Source organism: Streptomyces sp. NPDC060002 (assembly GCF_042737245.1).
Taxonomy (GTDB): domain Bacteria; phylum Actinomycetota; class Actinomycetes; order Streptomycetales; family Streptomycetaceae; genus Streptomyces.
Genome location: NZ_JBHWUW010000055.1, coordinates 35509 through 51715 on the forward strand (window position 1 = coordinate 35509; position 16207 = coordinate 51715).

Here is a 16207-nt window from a genome sequence, read left to right on the forward strand (position 1 = left end):
TCAGAACACCCGCGCCGGCGCTGCCTGCCAGGCTGACCGTTGGAACGGGGCCCGGTGCGCTCGTTCTGCTCGCCGGCCTACTTGGTGACGGGCTGGAAGTCGGTCATGATGAGATACAGCGCGTAGGAGACGGCGCTGTTGAAGGCGTAGTTGACCCACTCCTTGTTCCCCGTGTCGGCGTTCTGCACCGTGTACTGCGCCAGAGACCGCCACGCCCTGCTCGAAGTCCCCACGGGCGTCGTGGACGGCTTCGCGGCCGGGCCAGCGATGTGATGCCGAGCCCGAGCCCCTCCAGGCGCTCGCCCTGCTGGTTCATCGGCCCGGTCCAGAGGAGGTGCTGGCACTGCCGGGCCAGCCACTTTCGGATGTCCATGCCGTGGAGAGCGGGACGTCGGCCTGGTTCCGGCCCCCCCCCGCGGTGTAGAGCTACCTGCGGGCCGGCGCCGCGAAATCGTCACCCGGCAGTCGCGGCGCCCGGGGCCGACCCGGCGACGTCGTGCGCGGGCAGTTCAAGCACCCGCGCGCCGACCTCGCCGAACGCCTGGCCGATGCCGTCCGGGCCCGCTTGCAGCCGGTAGTCCGCGCCCGCGCCCGGAAGGCGGCGGCCACGTCACAGGGAATCGTCATCGAGACCCGCGCGAGGTTCGGCTTCACCGCAGCACCCGGCACCACCGACGACGGGCGCATGCGCCGCCTTACCCAGTCCCTGCCACCCGAGTTCGCGGCGCGGCTCTTCGCCGCCCGGGAACAGGGCGCGTCTGAGAGCGAGCTGTCGGCGATCGCGGCGGAGGGACTCCAAGAGATGTACTTCAAGGACGGCGGCCGCCGCGCCGGCGGGCTCACCGTCGAGTTCACCGACATCGACTACATCGACTTCGGGCTGCTGTCGTGAGGGTAGGCCGGCCGATCCGGGCCTGGACCGAGCAGACGCCGCTGCGTGGCCGGCTCCGCGGGTTCGGCGGCCGCGGGCGGTGGTTGGGCAGCGGCTCTCTCTGCGGCAGTTCCCGGGCGCACGGTGGCGGTGACGGGAATGGCGGGGAGCTGCTGCTGAGGACCGGTGCCCAGAGGGCGGCGGGTGGTGCTCACCGGCTCATCCTGGCAGGTCCGGCGCCAGAATGAGGCACCGTAGGCGCGGCGGGTGCTGCACCGGCTTCTCGTCCTCATCAGTCTGCGGGTGTCCAGGGCGGGTCCGGGGTGATGTTGATGGCGCCGCAGTTCCAACAGTCCCATTCTTCCGGGAGCCGGTACAACTCCTGCCAGAAGCCGGTGGGTTTGCCGTAGACCACACAGTCGGCGTCGCACCGCCAGCACTCGAACTCGAAATTCACGTTGCCCCCTGGGACGGCTGTCTTCTTCCTAGCAGGACCGGGATCAATGAGTCGACTACGCGTATTTCGGCCAGGTCAGCTACAACGGCGTATCAGGGCCGCATCCGGCTGGGGGCCGATCCGTGCGCCACTGCCGCTCGACTGGCGAAGCATCCCTCGGCCCGGACGTGGTCCTGGACCTGCTCGGTTCCGGCTCCAGCGGCGGGTCGAGATCGGAGCACCCCCGCGACGGCGGGGAGGACGTGTGCACGGCCAGGGCCCGCAGGACGTCGGTCGGAGCACCTCCGCGTCGGCGGGGAGGACATCTATGCGCCCGCCGACGGCAATGAGCAGACCGGCACACCCTCACGTCGGCGAGGAGGGCATCGTGGCGTTGGCCGCCCGCGTGATGTCCAGCGGCACACCCCCACGTCGGCGGGGACGACCTAGACATCGAGGACGACCGGCACCTGCGCGACGGCACACCCTCACGTCGGCGGGGAGCATCGCTCGAGCCATACCAGCATCGCATCGGTCTTCGGAACGCCCCCGCGTCAGCGGGGAGAACCGGAACCACTCCATCGGTCGGACACCCTCCTCTGGAACACCCTCGCGTCGGCGGGGAGGACGAATCGTCATGCCGGGACGGTACGCGGCGGGTCGGAACACCCCCGCGACGGCAGGGAGAACGTGAGGACTTGGACCTCGGGGATGGCGACGACCGGAACACCCCCGCTTCGGCGGGGAGGACCCACCGTGCCGACGACTGACACCCTCGATCCGCGGTACACCCCTACGTCGGTGGGGAGGACCGAGTCACGTGGTCTGTCGGGCACGGTCACGACGGCACACCCCCACGTCGGTGGGGAGGACCGAGTCACGTGGTCTGTCGGGCACGGTCACGACGGCACACCCCCACGTCGGTGGGGAGGACTCCTGGAGAAAGTCGCACCCCAGCTCACCGGACGGCACACCCCCACGTCGGTGGGGAGGACGGCGGAATCACGAGAGACCTGTAGCTGTCATACGGCACACCCCCACGTTGGCGGGGAGGACAGCTCCCGCCACTCAGCGATCGTCAGATCGAGAGGCACACCCCCACGTTGGCGGGGAGGACGTCAGCTCCAGGATCGCGTCGTCGGTGAGCGCTGGCACACCCCCGCGTCGGCGGGGAAGACGCCGGAGAGGGCAAGTCGGACGAATAGTACGACGGCGCACCCCCACGTCGGTGGGGAGGACCACGTCTGGGCCATCCTCCGCGAAGAGCTCGGCGGCACGCCCCCACGTCGGTGGGAGGACGACGACCCCGGAGTCCCCTGCCGCTGGTGCGACGGCACACCCCCACGTCGGTAGGGAGGACTCCGTACCGACGAACCCGTACTTCTTCTTCCACGGAGCACCCCCGCGTCGGCGGGGAGGACGCCAGCGAGGCATTCGACATTCTCACGGCAGGCGGAACACCCTCGCATAGGCGGGGAAGACCGCCGCGGCCGGGCGGCCGCGGATCTGATCGGCGGAGCACCCCCGCGTCGGCGGGGAGGACGCTCCCCAACACCTTGAACCCCTCGGCCTCTGCCGGCACACCCTACGTCGGTGGGGAGGACGCGCTCCAGCCAGGTCTGTCGAACAGCGGTCGCGGAACACCCCCACGTCGGTGGGGAGGACAAGAACCGCGTGGCCATGGCCCGCGAGGACGGAGCACCCCCGCGTCGGCGGGGAAGACCCGCCCCTGTCCTACCGCAAGGCCGGTGGGATCGGAGCACCCCCGCGTCGGCGGGGAAGACCCAAGCAACGCCCGCACGTTCGCCTCGGACTTCGCAGCACCCCCGCGTCGGCGGGGAAGACTGGTCGCGCATGGCGGCCTGGTGCTGGCGCACCGGAGCACCCCCGCGTCGGCGGGGAAGACGTTGCTGACGGTGATGTGGCGGGCGGTGAGGACGGAGCACCCCCGCGACGGCGGGGAGGACATCGGACGCGCTATCGACGCGAACGGGGATGTCGGAACACCCCCGCGACGGCAGGGAGGACCTGTTTGCCGAGCGCGACTACTACGGCATCGCCGGCACACCCCCACATCGGCGTGCAGCCCGCCGTACGCCCTGTTCGGCAACCCACGTCGTCGGGGAGGACCCGGACGAACGCCACGGCGACCAGGTGCGTGTCGGCACACCCCCACATCTGCGGGGAGGACCCCTGCGAGACGATCTCCACGCCCACGTCGGAGGGAGCACCCCCACGTTGGCGGGGAGGACTCCGCGCCCACCAGGAGGAGGTCGCCGGGTTACGGCACACCCCCACGTCGGTGGGGAGGACCGTGCGCACCAGCTCGCGCCGCAAGATGACCTTGGAGCACCCCCGCGTCGGCGGGGAAGACCGTTCCTCGATCTCGGGCAGCGCGTACATCGTCGGAACACCCCCGTGTCGGCAGGGAGGACAGGCCCAGGCACTTGGCACCTGCGTTCCTTGATCGGAGCACCCCGCGTTGGCGGGAAGGACAGATCCACGATCACTCTGGGAGATCACGTGGACGGAACACCCCCACGTTGGCGGGGAGGACGCTCCCCACACCTTGAACCCCTCGGCCTCTGCCGGCACACCCCCACGTCGGCGGGGAGGACGCCGCGCTGCTCGACGGTACGGCGCTGAACGTCGGAACACCCCCGCGTCGGCAGGGAGGACGCCTGACCCGCACGTGCCGAAGGCCCGCCCGACGGAACATCCCCGCGATGGCGGGGAGAACCGGAACCACTCCATCGGCCGGACACCCTCCTCTGGAACACCCTCGCGTCGGCGGGAAGGTCGAGGAGAACCGGTCGCTGACTGGCAGGCGGTGCAGAGCCCTCGCGTCGGCGGGGAGGGCGGCGACACCGAGGACGACGACATGGACGTCCTCGGAACATCCCTGCATCGGCGGGGAAGACAGGAGGCACGCGACGAGAGTGGCGACCCAGGACGGCACACCCCCGCGTCGGTGGGGAGGACCGGAGAAGATCGGGCAGTTGTCGACCGAATTCCGGCACACCCCCACGTCGGTGGGGAGGACAAGTCCTTGAACCCGCCGCTCATGTCGACGGGCGGCACACCCCCACGTCGGTGGGGAGGACCTGGACATCCTCGACGCCGACATCAGCAGCTACGGCACACCCCCACGTCGGCGGGGAGGCCGCGGCGAGCGCGTCGATGTACGCCTGGCGGTACGGAACACCCCCGCGACGGCGGGGAGGACAACGTGATCCAGCCGCTCACCAACTCGGAGATTGGAACACCCCCGCGACGGCGGGGAGGACGGGCTCGGCCGACTGGGGCGCAGCTTCCTCGACGGAACACCCCCGCGACGGCGGGGAGGACTGTGACGCGGGCCTGGTAGTGGAGGACGTCGCCGGAACACCCCCGCGACGGCGGGGAGGACGGGGTCTCGTTGCCCGCGTACCGCCAGGCCTGCGGAACACCCCCGCGACGGCGGGGAGGACACGGATACGTATTTGACGGAATGCGACTGCGACGGAACACCCCCGCGACGGCGGGGAGGACGCCTTGACCGTGGCGAGCATCCCCTTGGCGATCGGAACACCCCCGCGACGGCGGGGAGGACGACCAGGTCGGTGTCCCGGCCGCGATGCCACGCGGAACACCCCCGCGACGGCGGGGAGGACATCTGCGCGGCCTCGTTGTCAGTGGAGTACGCCGGAACACCCCCGCGACGGCGGGGAGGACCTTTCCCATGATCACGGCTCCTCTCAGGCGAGCGGAACACCCCCGCGACGGCGGGGAGGACTCCTGGCGCACCTGGAACTCGCGGACCTTCAGCGGAACACCCCCGCGACGGCGGGGAGGACGATTGCGAGGTGCTGGGCCTGGACGTCGAGGTCGGAACACCCCCGCGACGGCGGGGAGGACCGGTGGTGGATGCGGGTACCGAGGTCGGCGGCCGGAACACCCCCGCGACGGCGGGGAGGACTGCGCGTTCCAGCTGTTGATGTCCAGACGGAGCGGAACACCCCCGCGACGGCGGGGAGGACACCGACAAGCGGCCCCTGCCGGAGAACATGTTCGGAACACCCCCGCGACGGCGGGGAGGACACTTTCTGACCTGCGCCTCACTAGTGGCTTTGCTGTTTCTTTGCTCGGGTTTCCGGCCGGAGTAGGCGCTTCATGTGAGGACTTTAGCCGTGCTCGTAGAGCTGAGTGGTGTCGGTGGCGTGTGTTTGGATCCGTGGTCTATCGGGACTGTGAGCGGGTGGAGTTCGGAAGGGGGGCGGCCATGTCGTCTGTGGGGGGCGGGAAGCCGGATGAGTCGGTGTGGGGGAAGTCGCGGGGGCTGGATCCGGAGCTTGCGCCGTACCCGCTGGTCCGGCATCTCCTCGACGCGGCTGCTATGGCGTTGCACCTGTGGGATGTGTACCTGTCGGGCAGCCAGCGGCTGAGTATCGCGGAGGGGCTGGGTTTTGCTGCCGAACCGGGCAGGGCCCGGGCGGTGGTGGGGTTGTGTGCCGGGCTGCACGACATCGGTAAGTTGTCGGGGTTTCAGTTCTGTTCCCGGCACGGCAGTGAGGGTCTTGCCGCATCGTTGGGCAGGGACCGCGCGAGGATGGGCTCGGAACGGCTGGGGCATGACGTGGCCGGAATGCGGGCGGCCGCGGACGTGCTGGCGGTTTTGGGCTTCGAAGCCGATGGGGAGACCGTGGCCGCGGAGCGGGTCGCGGAGATCATCGGGGGGCATCACGGCCGGTTCTACCGTAATGAGGGCGGGGGCGGCTCGCCGTTTCTGGGCGGGCCGGCCTGGGCTCGGCAGCGCGCGGCACACGCGTCGGCGGTGCATTCTTTGCTCGACTCTCCCGCGGCGCCGGAGTCCTTCAAGCCGGCTGCCGCAGTGCTGGTGACGGGCGTGGTCATCGTTGCGGACTGGCTGGTCAGCCAGTCCGATTACCTGCGGGGCCGGCAAAGGAGTCTGCAGGCGTCGCTAGCGGAGCATTTCGCGCGCTCGTGTGCGGATGCCGTCGGGCTGCTGGCTGATGCGGGGTTGGTGCCGGTGCGGTTGCGGCGTGCGGATTTCGCCGAGGCGTACGGCATTGACGGGCAGCCCAATGCGCTGCAGCGCTCGGTCATGCAGGAGTTGCCGGCGGCGGCGGGGGCCGGGGGCCGGGGCGGGATTTTGCTGGTGACGGCTGCTCCGGGGGACGGCAAGAGTGAGACTGCTCTGGAGGCGGAGCGGGTGTTGTCGGAGGTGTTCGGCACGCACGGGTTCGCGTTCTTGCTGCCCACGATGGCTACCAGTGACCAGATGTACGGGCGGGTCGCGCAGGCGCTCACGCGGCAGTCCGGCCGGGGGGCGGGTCTGACGCTGGTGCACAGCATGGCCTGGCTGAATGCGGCGTACTCGGATGAGGCGTTGGAGGCGGGGCAGCAGGTGGTGACCTGTGACGGGGACGAGGTGGCAGCGGGTCGGCAGCGGGTGCAGGCCGATATGCGTCCGCGGCAGTGGTTGCGTGGTTCTAAGCGTCCGCTGCTGGCGCAGTTCGCGGTGGGTACGGTGGACCAGGCGCTGATGTCGGTGCTGCCGGTGCGGCACAACGCTCTGCGGTTGCTGGCGCTGTCGGGCAAGACGTTCATCGTGGACGAGGCGCACGCCTACGACGCGTACATGCAGGTGCTTCTGGGCCGTCTGCTGAACTGGCTCGGCGCCTTCGGCGTTCCGGTCGTTCTGCTGTCAGCCACCCTGCCGGCTTCGGTCAGCGACGGTCTGATCAAGGAGTATCTGCAGGGCGCCGGGCACCGGCAGGCCATACTGAGCAAGCGGACATTTCCGGCCCCATATCCCGGTTGGCTGTATGTGGACGGTTCCAGCGCCCGCGCTACGCAGATCTCAGAGCTGCGGCGGCGGGAGCAGGCCGGTGAGCGGAGCATGGAGCTGCATGTTGCGGTGGAGCCGGTGGTCCGGGGTCCGGGCGCGGTCCGTGACCGCCTGGCGGTGATCGAGTACCTGGTGGAGCTGGTGGCCGCAGGTGAGGGTGGCACTGCCTTGGTGGTGTGCAACACGGTTGGTGATGCGCAGGAGACGTACCTCAGGCTCCGCGCGCGATTCGACGACCGCTCCCATGCCGATGGTGGGATGGTGCAGTTGCTGCACGCCCGTTTCCCTGGCGATGTGCGCGAGGCCCGGACCATGGGGATCGCCGAAGGGATGGGGCGCACGGGGCCGCGGCCGGTGCGCCGGATCGTGGTGGCCACGCAGGTCGTCGAGCAGTCGCTCGATCTGGATGCCGATGTCGTGGTCAGTGACCTCGCCCCGCTGGCCCTGTTGCTGCAGCGGGCCGGCCGGTGCTGGCGCCATGAGAACTGGTGGGCTCGGCACGGCTATCCCGGTGGCCGCGGCCGACCTGGCTGGGCGCGGGCTCCGCGCCTTGTCGTGCTGGACCCGCTGGCCGCCGGCGGGGCAGTGCCCCGGCAGTGGGGGGAGGTCTACTCCGAGTTCCTGCTCGATAAGACCTCCGCGAAGCTGGGCGAACTCGCTGGCAAGGCGGTCTCGATCCCCGAAGACGTGCAGGAACTGGTCGAGTCGGTGCACGGAACCAAGGCGGAACACTTTGACTGGGACGCGTTCGACAGCCGGCGCACGGCGGCCTGGACCGCTCATCAGGGCAAGCAGCTGGCGCAGCAGGGGCAGGCCGGCCTGGTGGCTGTCTGCCGCGCACGGAGTTTGTCCCGCTTGCATGCCCTGCACAGCCTGCCGGGCGAGGAGGACGAATGGGAGACTGCTACCCGGCTGGGGGCCAAATCGGTGCGGTTGTTGTGCGCATACGTACAGGCCGATGGGCGAAGGACGCTTGACCTCGAGGGTAGTGAACCGCTCCCGGACCCGAGTGAGGGGCAGAAGATGCCCGCCGCGGCAGTGCGCACGGTGATGCGGCGCACTGTCCCGGTGAGCGCCGACTGGTTTCACGCTGAGGACGCGCAGGCGCTTGCTCCTCCGGCGTCGTGGGCGGAGCATCCGATGCTGGGCGACGTCCGTGTGCTGTACCAGCCCGTCCGCGAGGGAGCGGCCCACTCGGTGGCCGTCGGCGGCAAGATGCTGCGCTTGGACGAGGACCTCGGGCTGGTACGGCGCTGAGCTGTGCGGCCGGCCTCTGCCCGGCGTCCCCACATCGGCGGGGAAGGATCTTGAGGGCCGAGCCGCCCGTGCCCGTCCACTGGTACACCCCCACTGCGGCGGGGAGCGAGGCATTGCCGGTGTGTCGTCTGGCCGACTGGCATGCGGGCTAACTGGTCAGACGGCGGTGTGCCTCAGCTGCGGCAAGGAGCAGCGTGCCGCAGGCGCCGACGGTGGCTGCATCCGGGCGCAGCCCGATCACGATGATGATGACGGTGATGACCAGGGCCCATGGGGCGGTCTGGCTCCACGGGGTCGGTAACGCGGACTGCTGCACAGCTCTCCTCAGAATCCGTTCGGTGACACTTCTGTGACGCACCGTCACTGTGGTGTCGGCGGGGTGAAGGTACTGCTCCGCTGTACTCGCTTGCAACTTCACCCATCCCCCTCCGCCCCCCTCCGTACCACCCTTGCCCTTCCACCTTCATCAGTTTCCTGTGAAGTGGCCCTGATGGTGGTGCCCTGGTCTGCGTCCTGCCCGTTTCGTGGGCCGCTGTCAGTGGTGGCTGCTTCAATGTCGGGCACGACGCCGTGGACGGGCCTGGGGGGCCAATTGCCATACCACGGCGTTGCGTTGGTCTGCGTTCGTTACGAAGGGGTGAGGACGTGAGTGGGGGGTTCGATCTGCGGGACGAGCCGTGGATTCCGGTTCGGTTGCTGACGGGTGAGTCGGTGCGGCTGGGACTGCGGGGGCTGTTCCAGCGAGCGCATGAGATCGCGGATGTGGAGTTGCCGGTGCCGCCGGCGGCGGCGGGTCTGCTGCGGCTGCTGGCCGTGATGACCGCGAGGATCGGCCAGGACGCAGGAGTGCGCCTGGATGATGCGGGTGTCGCGGAGGACATCGAGGACTGGCATGCGTTGCGCCGACGGGTCCTCAAGCAGGGCCGGTTCGATCCGCAGGCGGTGGACGCCTACTTCGACCAGGAGGTGCCGGCGGGCCGGTTCGATCTGTTCGATGAGCACCGGCCGTTTCTGCAGGATCCGCGGCTGGCCGCCGAGTGCGTGGACGCCAAGGGCGTGCCGAATCCGTCTGGGGTGAACAAGCTGGTGCTGGGACGTCCGACGGGCGTCAACGGGGCGGTTTTGTTCGGTCATTTCACGGATGGGTCCCCGGTAGCGGTGCCAGCTCATGAGGCGGCGTGGCATCTGATTGCCCAGCTGTACTTCGGCCCCTCTGGCCAGTGCACGCCGCGGCGGATCACTACGGTGCGCACGGGCAGCGGGGATGCGGCGCCGTTGCGGAAGTCCATGTCCTATTTCGCGTGGGCGCCGCAGCTGTTCACCACGTTGGTTCTGGCTGTGCCCGGACCGCAGGTCGAGGCGGACTGGGAAGCGGCAGACGCCTGCCCGTGGGAGGAGGAGCTGAACGCTCCGCTGGAGCCTGTCCCTGCCATGACGTGGCCGGGCCGGTTGCTGACGGGCCGGTTCCGCCACGCAGCGCTGCTGGTGCCCTCGCCCGATCGCCGGTCGGTGACCGATGCTTACCTCACCTGGTCGACGCACGAGCCCGCCCCTCAGGTGCGTGATCCCTATCAGATCCTCGACCGACGCAGGGACGACGCGTTCCAGCCGCGGGAAGCCGATGGTGCACGGGCGCTGTGGCGGGATCTGGACTCCCTGCTGCTGAAGGACAGCGCACACAACGCGCAGCGGCCCCCGTGCCTCGAGGATCTGCCCAAGCAGATGCTGCCCTCACTGCGGGTGCGGGCGTATGGATTTGAGCAGGACGGTCAGCAAAAGGACAGTGTCTGGTTCCAGGCGACGATCTCGCCCGTGCTGCAGTGGCAGGAAGAGACGGACACGGCGATGGCGTATCACATCAGCCGCTGTCACCGCGTGGCCGAGGACACCGCCTCCCGCCTCGAGTTCGCCGCGAAGGTCGCCTGGCGGCTCGCCACCGACGCACAAGCCGACCCCTCTCCCCAAGCCAAGGTCAGAATCGACCAGCGCAAGCCCGGCCCCTGGGCGTCGGCAGCGCTGGCCCGCTACTGGCCAGCCGCCGAGCGGGAGTTCTGGCATCTGGCCGCGCCGGAGCAGACGGCGGCCGCCGTCGAACGGCCGTTCGTCGAGGTGGCACTGAGCGTGCTGGACGAGGCGATCGGTCAGGCAAACCGCGCCGACATCCGGGTGGCGCGCGCCCGCAGCCGCGCCCGCGCCCTGCTACTCCCACTGCTGCCCGCTACTCACACCGACTGATTCGGCCGGCCCGCCCAAGCCGTAACGGCACCCACTGATCGTTTCTACCCTCGTCCACCAGGGATGTGCCATGACCCTTTCCGCTCCGGTGCCCGCGACGACGAAGAAACCCTCGCGACCGTCCGAGCGTTTCGCGGCCTACGTGTTCGGCTTGTGTGACTCCAAGCGGACAAGAGCTGAACTGCGCCGAGGGCTTGGTCTGCCCGTCGAGCGATGCAATTACCTGCACCGCTACCTCGTGCCGTGGACAGCTGACGCACATCCCGATGCCAAGCGTGCCCATTATGCGGTGGCCGCGCTGATCGCAGCCCGGCCGCGCACGGCCCGCGACCTGCCCGCGCCGGGAGCGGCGGACAGCGAAGGGGGCGGCGCCCGGCGTGCACGCGCCAACCTCGGCGCCGCCCTCGGGCAGGCCGTCACCCGAGGCGTCCTGAAACCGGCGACCGCCGAGAGCGCCCTGCATCTGATGTCGCGGCAGTCCGCCGACGCCGTCCACCCGGGCCTGCCCGCTCTGACCCGGCAGCTGCTCACCGGTGGCATCCCCGTGGACTGGGCGGTCCTCGTGGAGGACTTGAGCTGGTGGAACCGCGACCGCGACCGCATCGCCACCGCCTGGCTCGAGAGCTACTTCCGTATCACCAGCGCCCAAACCGCACCCGACGACACGGGCGCCGAAATCCCTGACGTGACCGAGGAGAACCAGCGATGACCCTCTACCTGGACCTGAGCGCCCTGCAGTCGGTGCCGGCCGCGAACCTCAACCGGGACGACCTCGGCTCTCCCAAGCAGGTCCGTTACGGCAACGCGCCCCGCATCCGAGTCTCCAGCCAGTCCTGGAAGCGGGTCATCCGCCACGGCGTCGAGCAGGACCTGGGCGAAAAGGCCGCACGCACCCGCATGGTGCCCGTCAAGGTCAAGCAGGCCCTGCAGAAGGCGGGATGGTCCGACGACCTGGCGGAGTTCGCCGGATCGCAGGTAGCCGCCAGCGCCGGGAAGAAGGGCATCGGCACCGAGAAGGAAGGACACACCTCGGTCCTGTTGTTCCTGCCCGAAGCCGCCATCGACGAGCTGGCCGCCGTATGCACCGAGCACCGCGAGGCACTGGAGAAGGGCAAGGACAGCAAGAAGCCCGGACAGCTGCTGCCCCCCGCCCAAATCGAGGAGATCCTCAAGCGGCGCACCGCCTCCATCAGCCTCCTGGGCCGAATGCTGGCGGAACTTCCCGACGCCAACGTCGACGGCGCCGCCCAGGTCGCCCACGCCTTCACCACCCACACCGCCGAGCCGCAGCGCGACTACTTCACCGCCGTCGACGACTGGCTGGGCGAGGCCGAAACCGGAAGCGCCCACCTGGACACCGCCGAATTCAGCGCCGGCGTCTTCTACCGCTACGCCACCGTCAACATCACCGACCTGGTCAAGAACCTCGAAGGCGACACCAAAGCCGCCCGCACCGTCCTGGCCGCCTTCGCGGAGCACTTCCTGCTCTCGCTGCCACAAGCCAAGCGCAACAGCACCGCACCCCACACCCTGCCCGACCTCGCCTACCTGGCGGTCCGCGAACACCGCCCGCTCTCCCTGGCCGCCGCCTTCGAAACCCCCGTGACCGCCGACCGTCAAGGCGGTTTCTCAACCAGCTCCCGCCGGGCGCTCGCGGCCTACGCGCACGAGATCAACCGGCTCACCGGCAACCGCAGCCGCCGCTTCCACGGCCACGCCACCATCGCCCCCGACGAACACCTCACCGGCCTGGGCGAAGCGCGCGACTCCTACGACGAGCTGACCGAAGCCGCCCTGGAAGCAGGCCTGCCCCAGTCCGGAGAACAGCAGTGAGCGGACTCGTGCTGCGCCTGGCCGGTCCCCTGCAGTCATGGGGAGAACGCTCCGCGTTCACCGCCGTGCGGGACACCGCCCCCTTCCCCACCCGCTCCGCCCTGATCGGACTGTTCGCCGCAGCAGAAGGCATCGGCCGCGACGACGCCCTCCTCGACCGCTACGACGACCTACGCCTCACCGTCCGCGTCGACCGCCCCGGCATACGTGTCATCGACTACCACACCGTCGGCGGCGGCTTCCCCAAGGCACGCACCGCTGCCACCAGCGGCGGCAGCAACAAGGGCGCCGCGGTCATCACCCGGCGCCACTACCTGGCCGACGCCGTCTTCGTCGTCGCCGTGTCCGGCCGCGACCAGACCGTCAACCGGCTGGCCCAGGCACTGCGCCGCCCGCACTGGGCCCCCTACCTGGGCCGCCGCTCCTGCGTGCCGGACGAGCCGTTCGTACTGCGCAGCCACATCGAGGACCCCGAAGCCGCACTGCGCTGCGAAGTCCCCCTCAGCCGCAGTACTCCTGCCGGACGCGGAGGCGACACCGTCGACGTCGAGTTCCTGTACGAGGAGCCGCCCCCCGCCCAGAGCATCCCCAGGGCCGACACCCTCGAGATCTACGACGTCCCGATCAGCTTCTCCCCGCACGCTCGCAGCCACCGCATGCGGCACCTGTACAAAAGCGTGGAACAGCTGCCCCGAACCCTGGCCGGCCCCCAGCACACCCTGATGCGGCGACTGATCGACTACGCCCACACCGAGGAAAGCGCATGAACGACTACCCGGTCCTCGCCCGCATCCGACTCAACCCGCACCACCGCGCTGTCCACCGCGACCTGCGCGACGCCACTCAGATGCACCGCACCGTGATGCGCATGGTCCCCGACAACCTGGGCGACTCGCCGCGCCTGCAGGCCGGACTGCTGTACCGGCTGGAGGAGACCGACACCTCCAGCACCCTCCTCGTCCAGGCCGCCCAACTCGACCCGGCGCTGCTCCCACCCGACTACGGCCACGCCGAGCTCAAAAGCCTGGCACCCATGTTCTCCGCACTACGCAAAGGGCTCGCCGTCCGCTACCGCATCGTCCTCAACCCCGCCAAACGCGAACGCCTCCCGCTGGATCAGAAGAACAAGCGCGGCAAAATCGTCCCGCTCTCAGGAGCAGACGCCGACCAGTGGTGGCTGCGCCGCGCCGCCGACGCCGGCCTGCACCTCCACGTACTGACCCCCACCAACCTGCCCCCCATACGCCCCCAGGGCCAGCAGGCCCCGCCGATGCGGCACAGCCTCCTGCGCTACGACGGCACCGCCACCATCACCGACCCCGAATCCCTGGCCCAGGCTGTCCTGAACGGCATCGGCCGCGGCAAGCCCTACGGTGCCGGCCTGCTCAGCCTCGCCCCGGCCAGCACGGCGTGAGTACTGCGGACAAGGGCGGCCAGGCGCGCCGGCGCCTGGCCGCGCCCACGCTGGCGATGCTGCCCCGCGTCGCCGACTCCCTGTCGTTCCTCTACCTGGACATGGTCCGCATCGTCCAGGACGACACCGGCGTATGCGCACAGATCCAGGTCGCGCACGATCGGACCGACCTGGTCTACCTCCCCACCGCCGCGCTGTCCTGCCTGCTGCTCGGCCCAGGCGTCTCCATCACCACCCCCGCCTTGACCACACTGGCGCGCCACGGCACCAGCGTGGTCTGCACCGGAGCGGGAGGCGTCCGCGCCTACGCCGGCATCCTGCCCGACTCCCTGACCACCCACTGGCTCGAACAACAGGTCACAGCCTGGGCCGATACCGCCCGGCGCCTCGATGTCGCCAGACGCATGTACGGCATGCGCTTCGACGCCACCGAACTCCCCGCTGCCGTCACCCTGGAACAGCTGCGCGGTATGGAGGGCCAGCGCATGAAAGCCCTCTACAAGATCCTCGCCCAGCAGCACGGCATCGGCCGCTTCCGCCGGAACTACCACCCCGATCAGTGGCACACCCAGGACCCCGTCAACCTCGCCCTGTCCGCCGCCAACACCTGCCTGTACGGCATCGTCCACGCAGCCCTGCTCGCCCTGGGCCTGTCACCCGCCCTCGGCTTCGTCCACGCCGGCACCCAGCACGCCTTCGTCTACGACATCGCCGACCTCTACAAAGCAGAAACCACCCTGCCCCTCGCCTTCGCCCTGCACCAGTCCGCCAACCCCGAACAGGAAGCACGCCGCCGCTTCCGCGAAGACCTCAGGCTCCTGCGCCTGCTGCCACGCATCGTCCACGACGTCCAAACCTTGCTGACACCCGCACAGGCCGACGACGACCCAGACGAGGAGGACCGCTCCGAGCGGCGCGACGTCGAGATGGTCCATCTGTGGGATCCCAAGGCTGGCACCCTGCCAGCCGGCGTCAATTACGCATCAGGCGGTTCCTGATGCCGTCCATGCTGGTGATCGCCACCACCGCGGTACCCGACCACCTGCGCGGCGCCCTGAGCCGGTGGACCAGCGAAGTAGTACCCGGCATCTTCGTCGGATCCGTCTCCGCCCGCGTGCGCGACCACCTCTGGCACGCTGTTACCGAAACCGTCGGCAACGGAGCAGCCGTCCTCATCCACCCAGCACCCACCGAACAGGGCTACGCCATCCGCACCGCAGGAACCCGCCGCCGCGTCCCCGAAGACTTCGACGGCCTCACCCTCATCCGAATGGCAGCCATGACTCCGGCAAAGAACCAGCAAAGCCCTTCGTAAGTCGCAGGTCACAAAGGGTCCTCCCCGCCGACGCGGGGGTGCTTCGCCTGCGTAGTCGCCGCGTTCGGTCAGGTCCTCGTCCTCCCCGCCGACGCGGGGGTGCTTCGTCGACGTGGACGTGAGGCATGTCCCAGAGCACGTCCTCCCCGCCGACGCGGGGGTGCTTCGCTGCTCTCCGACCACAACGCGTGCATCGCCGAGTCCTCCCCGCCGACGCGGGGGTGCTTCGTAGGCCTCGTACTCGTCGTCGTCCCAGTCGGCGTCCTCCCCGCCGACGCGGGGGTGCTTCGCGGAAGGACGACACGGTTGCGGCATGGGCAAAGTCCTCCCCGCCGACGCGGGGGTGCTTCGCCAGCTGGCCACGGTGTGGTGGCGTCGTGGACGTCCTCCCCGCCGACGCGGGGGTGCTTCGGGGCCGAGGACGGGCATCACGGGCGCCTGGTCGTCCTCCCCGCCGACGCGGGGGTGCTTCGACCACTGGGACGAGGCCGCATGACCGGCCCGAGTCCTCCCCGCCGACGCGGGGGTGCTTCGCTCTTGGACCAGCGCGCCACGTCCAGCAGCGTGTCCTCCCCGCCGACGCGGGGGTGCTTCGCTTCGTCAACGCGGTGCGCGACCTGTCACCCGGTCCTCCCCGCCGACGCGGGGGTGCTTCGGCCCGGGTGGGCTGCGATCCACGCACGCGCCGGTCCTCCCCGCCGACGCGGGGGTGCTTCGGCCCGGGTGGGCTGCGATCCACGCACGCGCCGGTCCTCCCCGCCGACGCGGGGGTGCTTCGGTCGAGCCGCACCCCTACGGGTCCGGCCTGCGGTCCTCCCCGCCGACGCTGATGGGGATTCTTGAAAACGGCCGCTGTCGCTCTTCGCCTCACTTCGTTGCAGCGTGAACGGTGTGGGGAAGCTAAGACTTGTCCCGTAAATGATCTTCGTGCCTTCCGCGACCAGCAACCCTGTCCGCTGGTCCGGATGTGCGGCAGACTTCGGGCAACAGGCACG

At 69.8% G+C, this 16207-nt stretch carries 11 protein-coding genes, 1 pseudogene and 3 CRISPR repeat arrays; of the genes and pseudogenes, 9 read left to right on the top strand and 3 right to left on the bottom strand.

Translation table 11 applies throughout. The features are described 5' to 3' along the window. Window positions 1-77: 77 nt before the first annotated feature. Window positions 78-233 (bottom strand): hypothetical protein, encoded by a 156-nt coding sequence (locus tag ACFWBD_RS33890; protein ID WP_385675403.1) that lies wholly within the window; start codon window positions 231-233, stop codon window positions 78-80. 263 nt (window positions 234-496) lie between these two features. On the opposite strand from ACFWBD_RS33890, the pseudogene tpg reads away from it, so the two are divergent. Further along, window positions 497-892: pseudogene (tpg, locus tag ACFWBD_RS33895) on the top strand (telomere-protecting terminal protein Tpg); the annotation flags it as partial. 271 nt (window positions 893-1163) lie between these two features. On the opposite strand, the gene ACFWBD_RS33900 reads toward tpg, so the two are convergent. Next, window positions 1164-1328: a hypothetical protein gene (locus ACFWBD_RS33900; RefSeq protein WP_384109709.1), complete on the bottom strand. Its 165-nt coding sequence runs from the start codon at window positions 1326-1328 to the stop codon at window positions 1164-1166. 213 nt (window positions 1329-1541) lie between these two features. Further along, window positions 1542-3335: a CRISPR direct-repeat array (repeat unit 29 nt; unit sequence CGGAGCACCCCCGCGTCGGCGGGGAAGAC). Between the two features lie 864 nt (window positions 3336-4199). Beyond that, window positions 4200-5387: direct repeats of the CRISPR family, unit length 29 nt; unit sequence CGGAACACCCCCGCGACGGCGGGGAGGAC. Window positions 5388-5568: 181 nt separating this feature from the next. Here ACFWBD_RS33900 and cas3 point away from each other — a divergent pair. Next, on the top strand, window positions 5569-8415 hold the full coding sequence (cas3, locus tag ACFWBD_RS33905; RefSeq protein ID WP_385675406.1) for a CRISPR-associated helicase Cas3': 2847 nt from the start codon (window positions 5569-5571) through the stop codon (window positions 8413-8415). Between the two features lie 148 nt (window positions 8416-8563). Here the strand turns inward: cas3 and ACFWBD_RS33910 are convergent, their stop codons facing one another. Next, entirely contained in the window at window positions 8564-8731 is a 168-nt protein-coding gene (locus ACFWBD_RS33910; protein WP_384109702.1) for a hypothetical protein, read from the bottom strand. Between the two features lie 329 nt (window positions 8732-9060). On the opposite strand from ACFWBD_RS33910, the gene casA reads away from it, so the two are divergent. The 7 genes from casA (at window position 9061) to cas2e (ending at window position 15212) form a co-directional block, all read left to right on the top strand. Beyond that, window positions 9061-10650, top strand: coding sequence for a type I-E CRISPR-associated protein Cse1/CasA (gene casA / locus ACFWBD_RS33915; protein ID WP_385675410.1), 1590 nt, complete (start codon window positions 9061-9063; stop codon window positions 10648-10650). A gap of 70 nt (window positions 10651-10720) precedes the next feature. Then, window positions 10721-11359 carry a type I-E CRISPR-associated protein Cse2/CasB gene (gene casB, locus ACFWBD_RS33920; RefSeq protein WP_385675413.1) on the top strand — a complete coding sequence of 213 codons (639 nt, stop codon included), beginning with the start codon at window positions 10721-10723 and terminating at the stop codon, window positions 11357-11359. Next, window positions 11356-12483 (top strand): type I-E CRISPR-associated protein Cas7/Cse4/CasC, encoded by a 1128-nt coding sequence (cas7e, locus tag ACFWBD_RS33925; RefSeq protein ID WP_385675416.1) that lies wholly within the window; start codon window positions 11356-11358, stop codon window positions 12481-12483. Before casB ends, cas7e begins: the two co-directional genes overlap by 4 nt. Beyond that, window positions 12480-13250 carry a type I-E CRISPR-associated protein Cas5/CasD gene (gene cas5e, locus ACFWBD_RS33930; protein ID WP_385675419.1) on the top strand — a complete coding sequence of 257 codons (771 nt, stop codon included), beginning with the start codon at window positions 12480-12482 and terminating at the stop codon, window positions 13248-13250. The genes cas7e and cas5e overlap by 4 nt, the downstream gene beginning before the upstream one ends. Further along, a complete protein-coding gene (gene cas6e, locus ACFWBD_RS33935) occupies window positions 13247-13897 on the top strand; it encodes a type I-E CRISPR-associated protein Cas6/Cse3/CasE (RefSeq protein ID WP_385675422.1) in 651 nt (216 codons plus the stop codon). The genes cas5e and cas6e overlap by 4 nt, the downstream gene beginning before the upstream one ends. Window positions 13898-13953: 56 nt before the next feature. Then, the gene (gene cas1e / locus ACFWBD_RS33940; RefSeq protein WP_385675437.1) at window positions 13954-14895 is read left to right on the top strand and encodes a type I-E CRISPR-associated endonuclease Cas1e; all 942 of its coding nucleotides are present in this window, start codon (window positions 13954-13956) and stop codon (window positions 14893-14895) included. Next, window positions 14895-15212 (top strand): type I-E CRISPR-associated endoribonuclease Cas2e, encoded by a 318-nt coding sequence (gene cas2e, locus ACFWBD_RS33945; RefSeq protein WP_385675425.1) that lies wholly within the window; start codon window positions 14895-14897, stop codon window positions 15210-15212. The genes cas1e and cas2e overlap by 1 nt, the downstream gene beginning before the upstream one ends. 17 nt (window positions 15213-15229) lie before the next feature. Beyond that, window positions 15230-16051: a CRISPR direct-repeat array (repeat unit 29 nt; unit sequence GTCCTCCCCGCCGACGCGGGGGTGCTTCG). Window positions 16052-16207 lie beyond the last annotated feature (156 nt).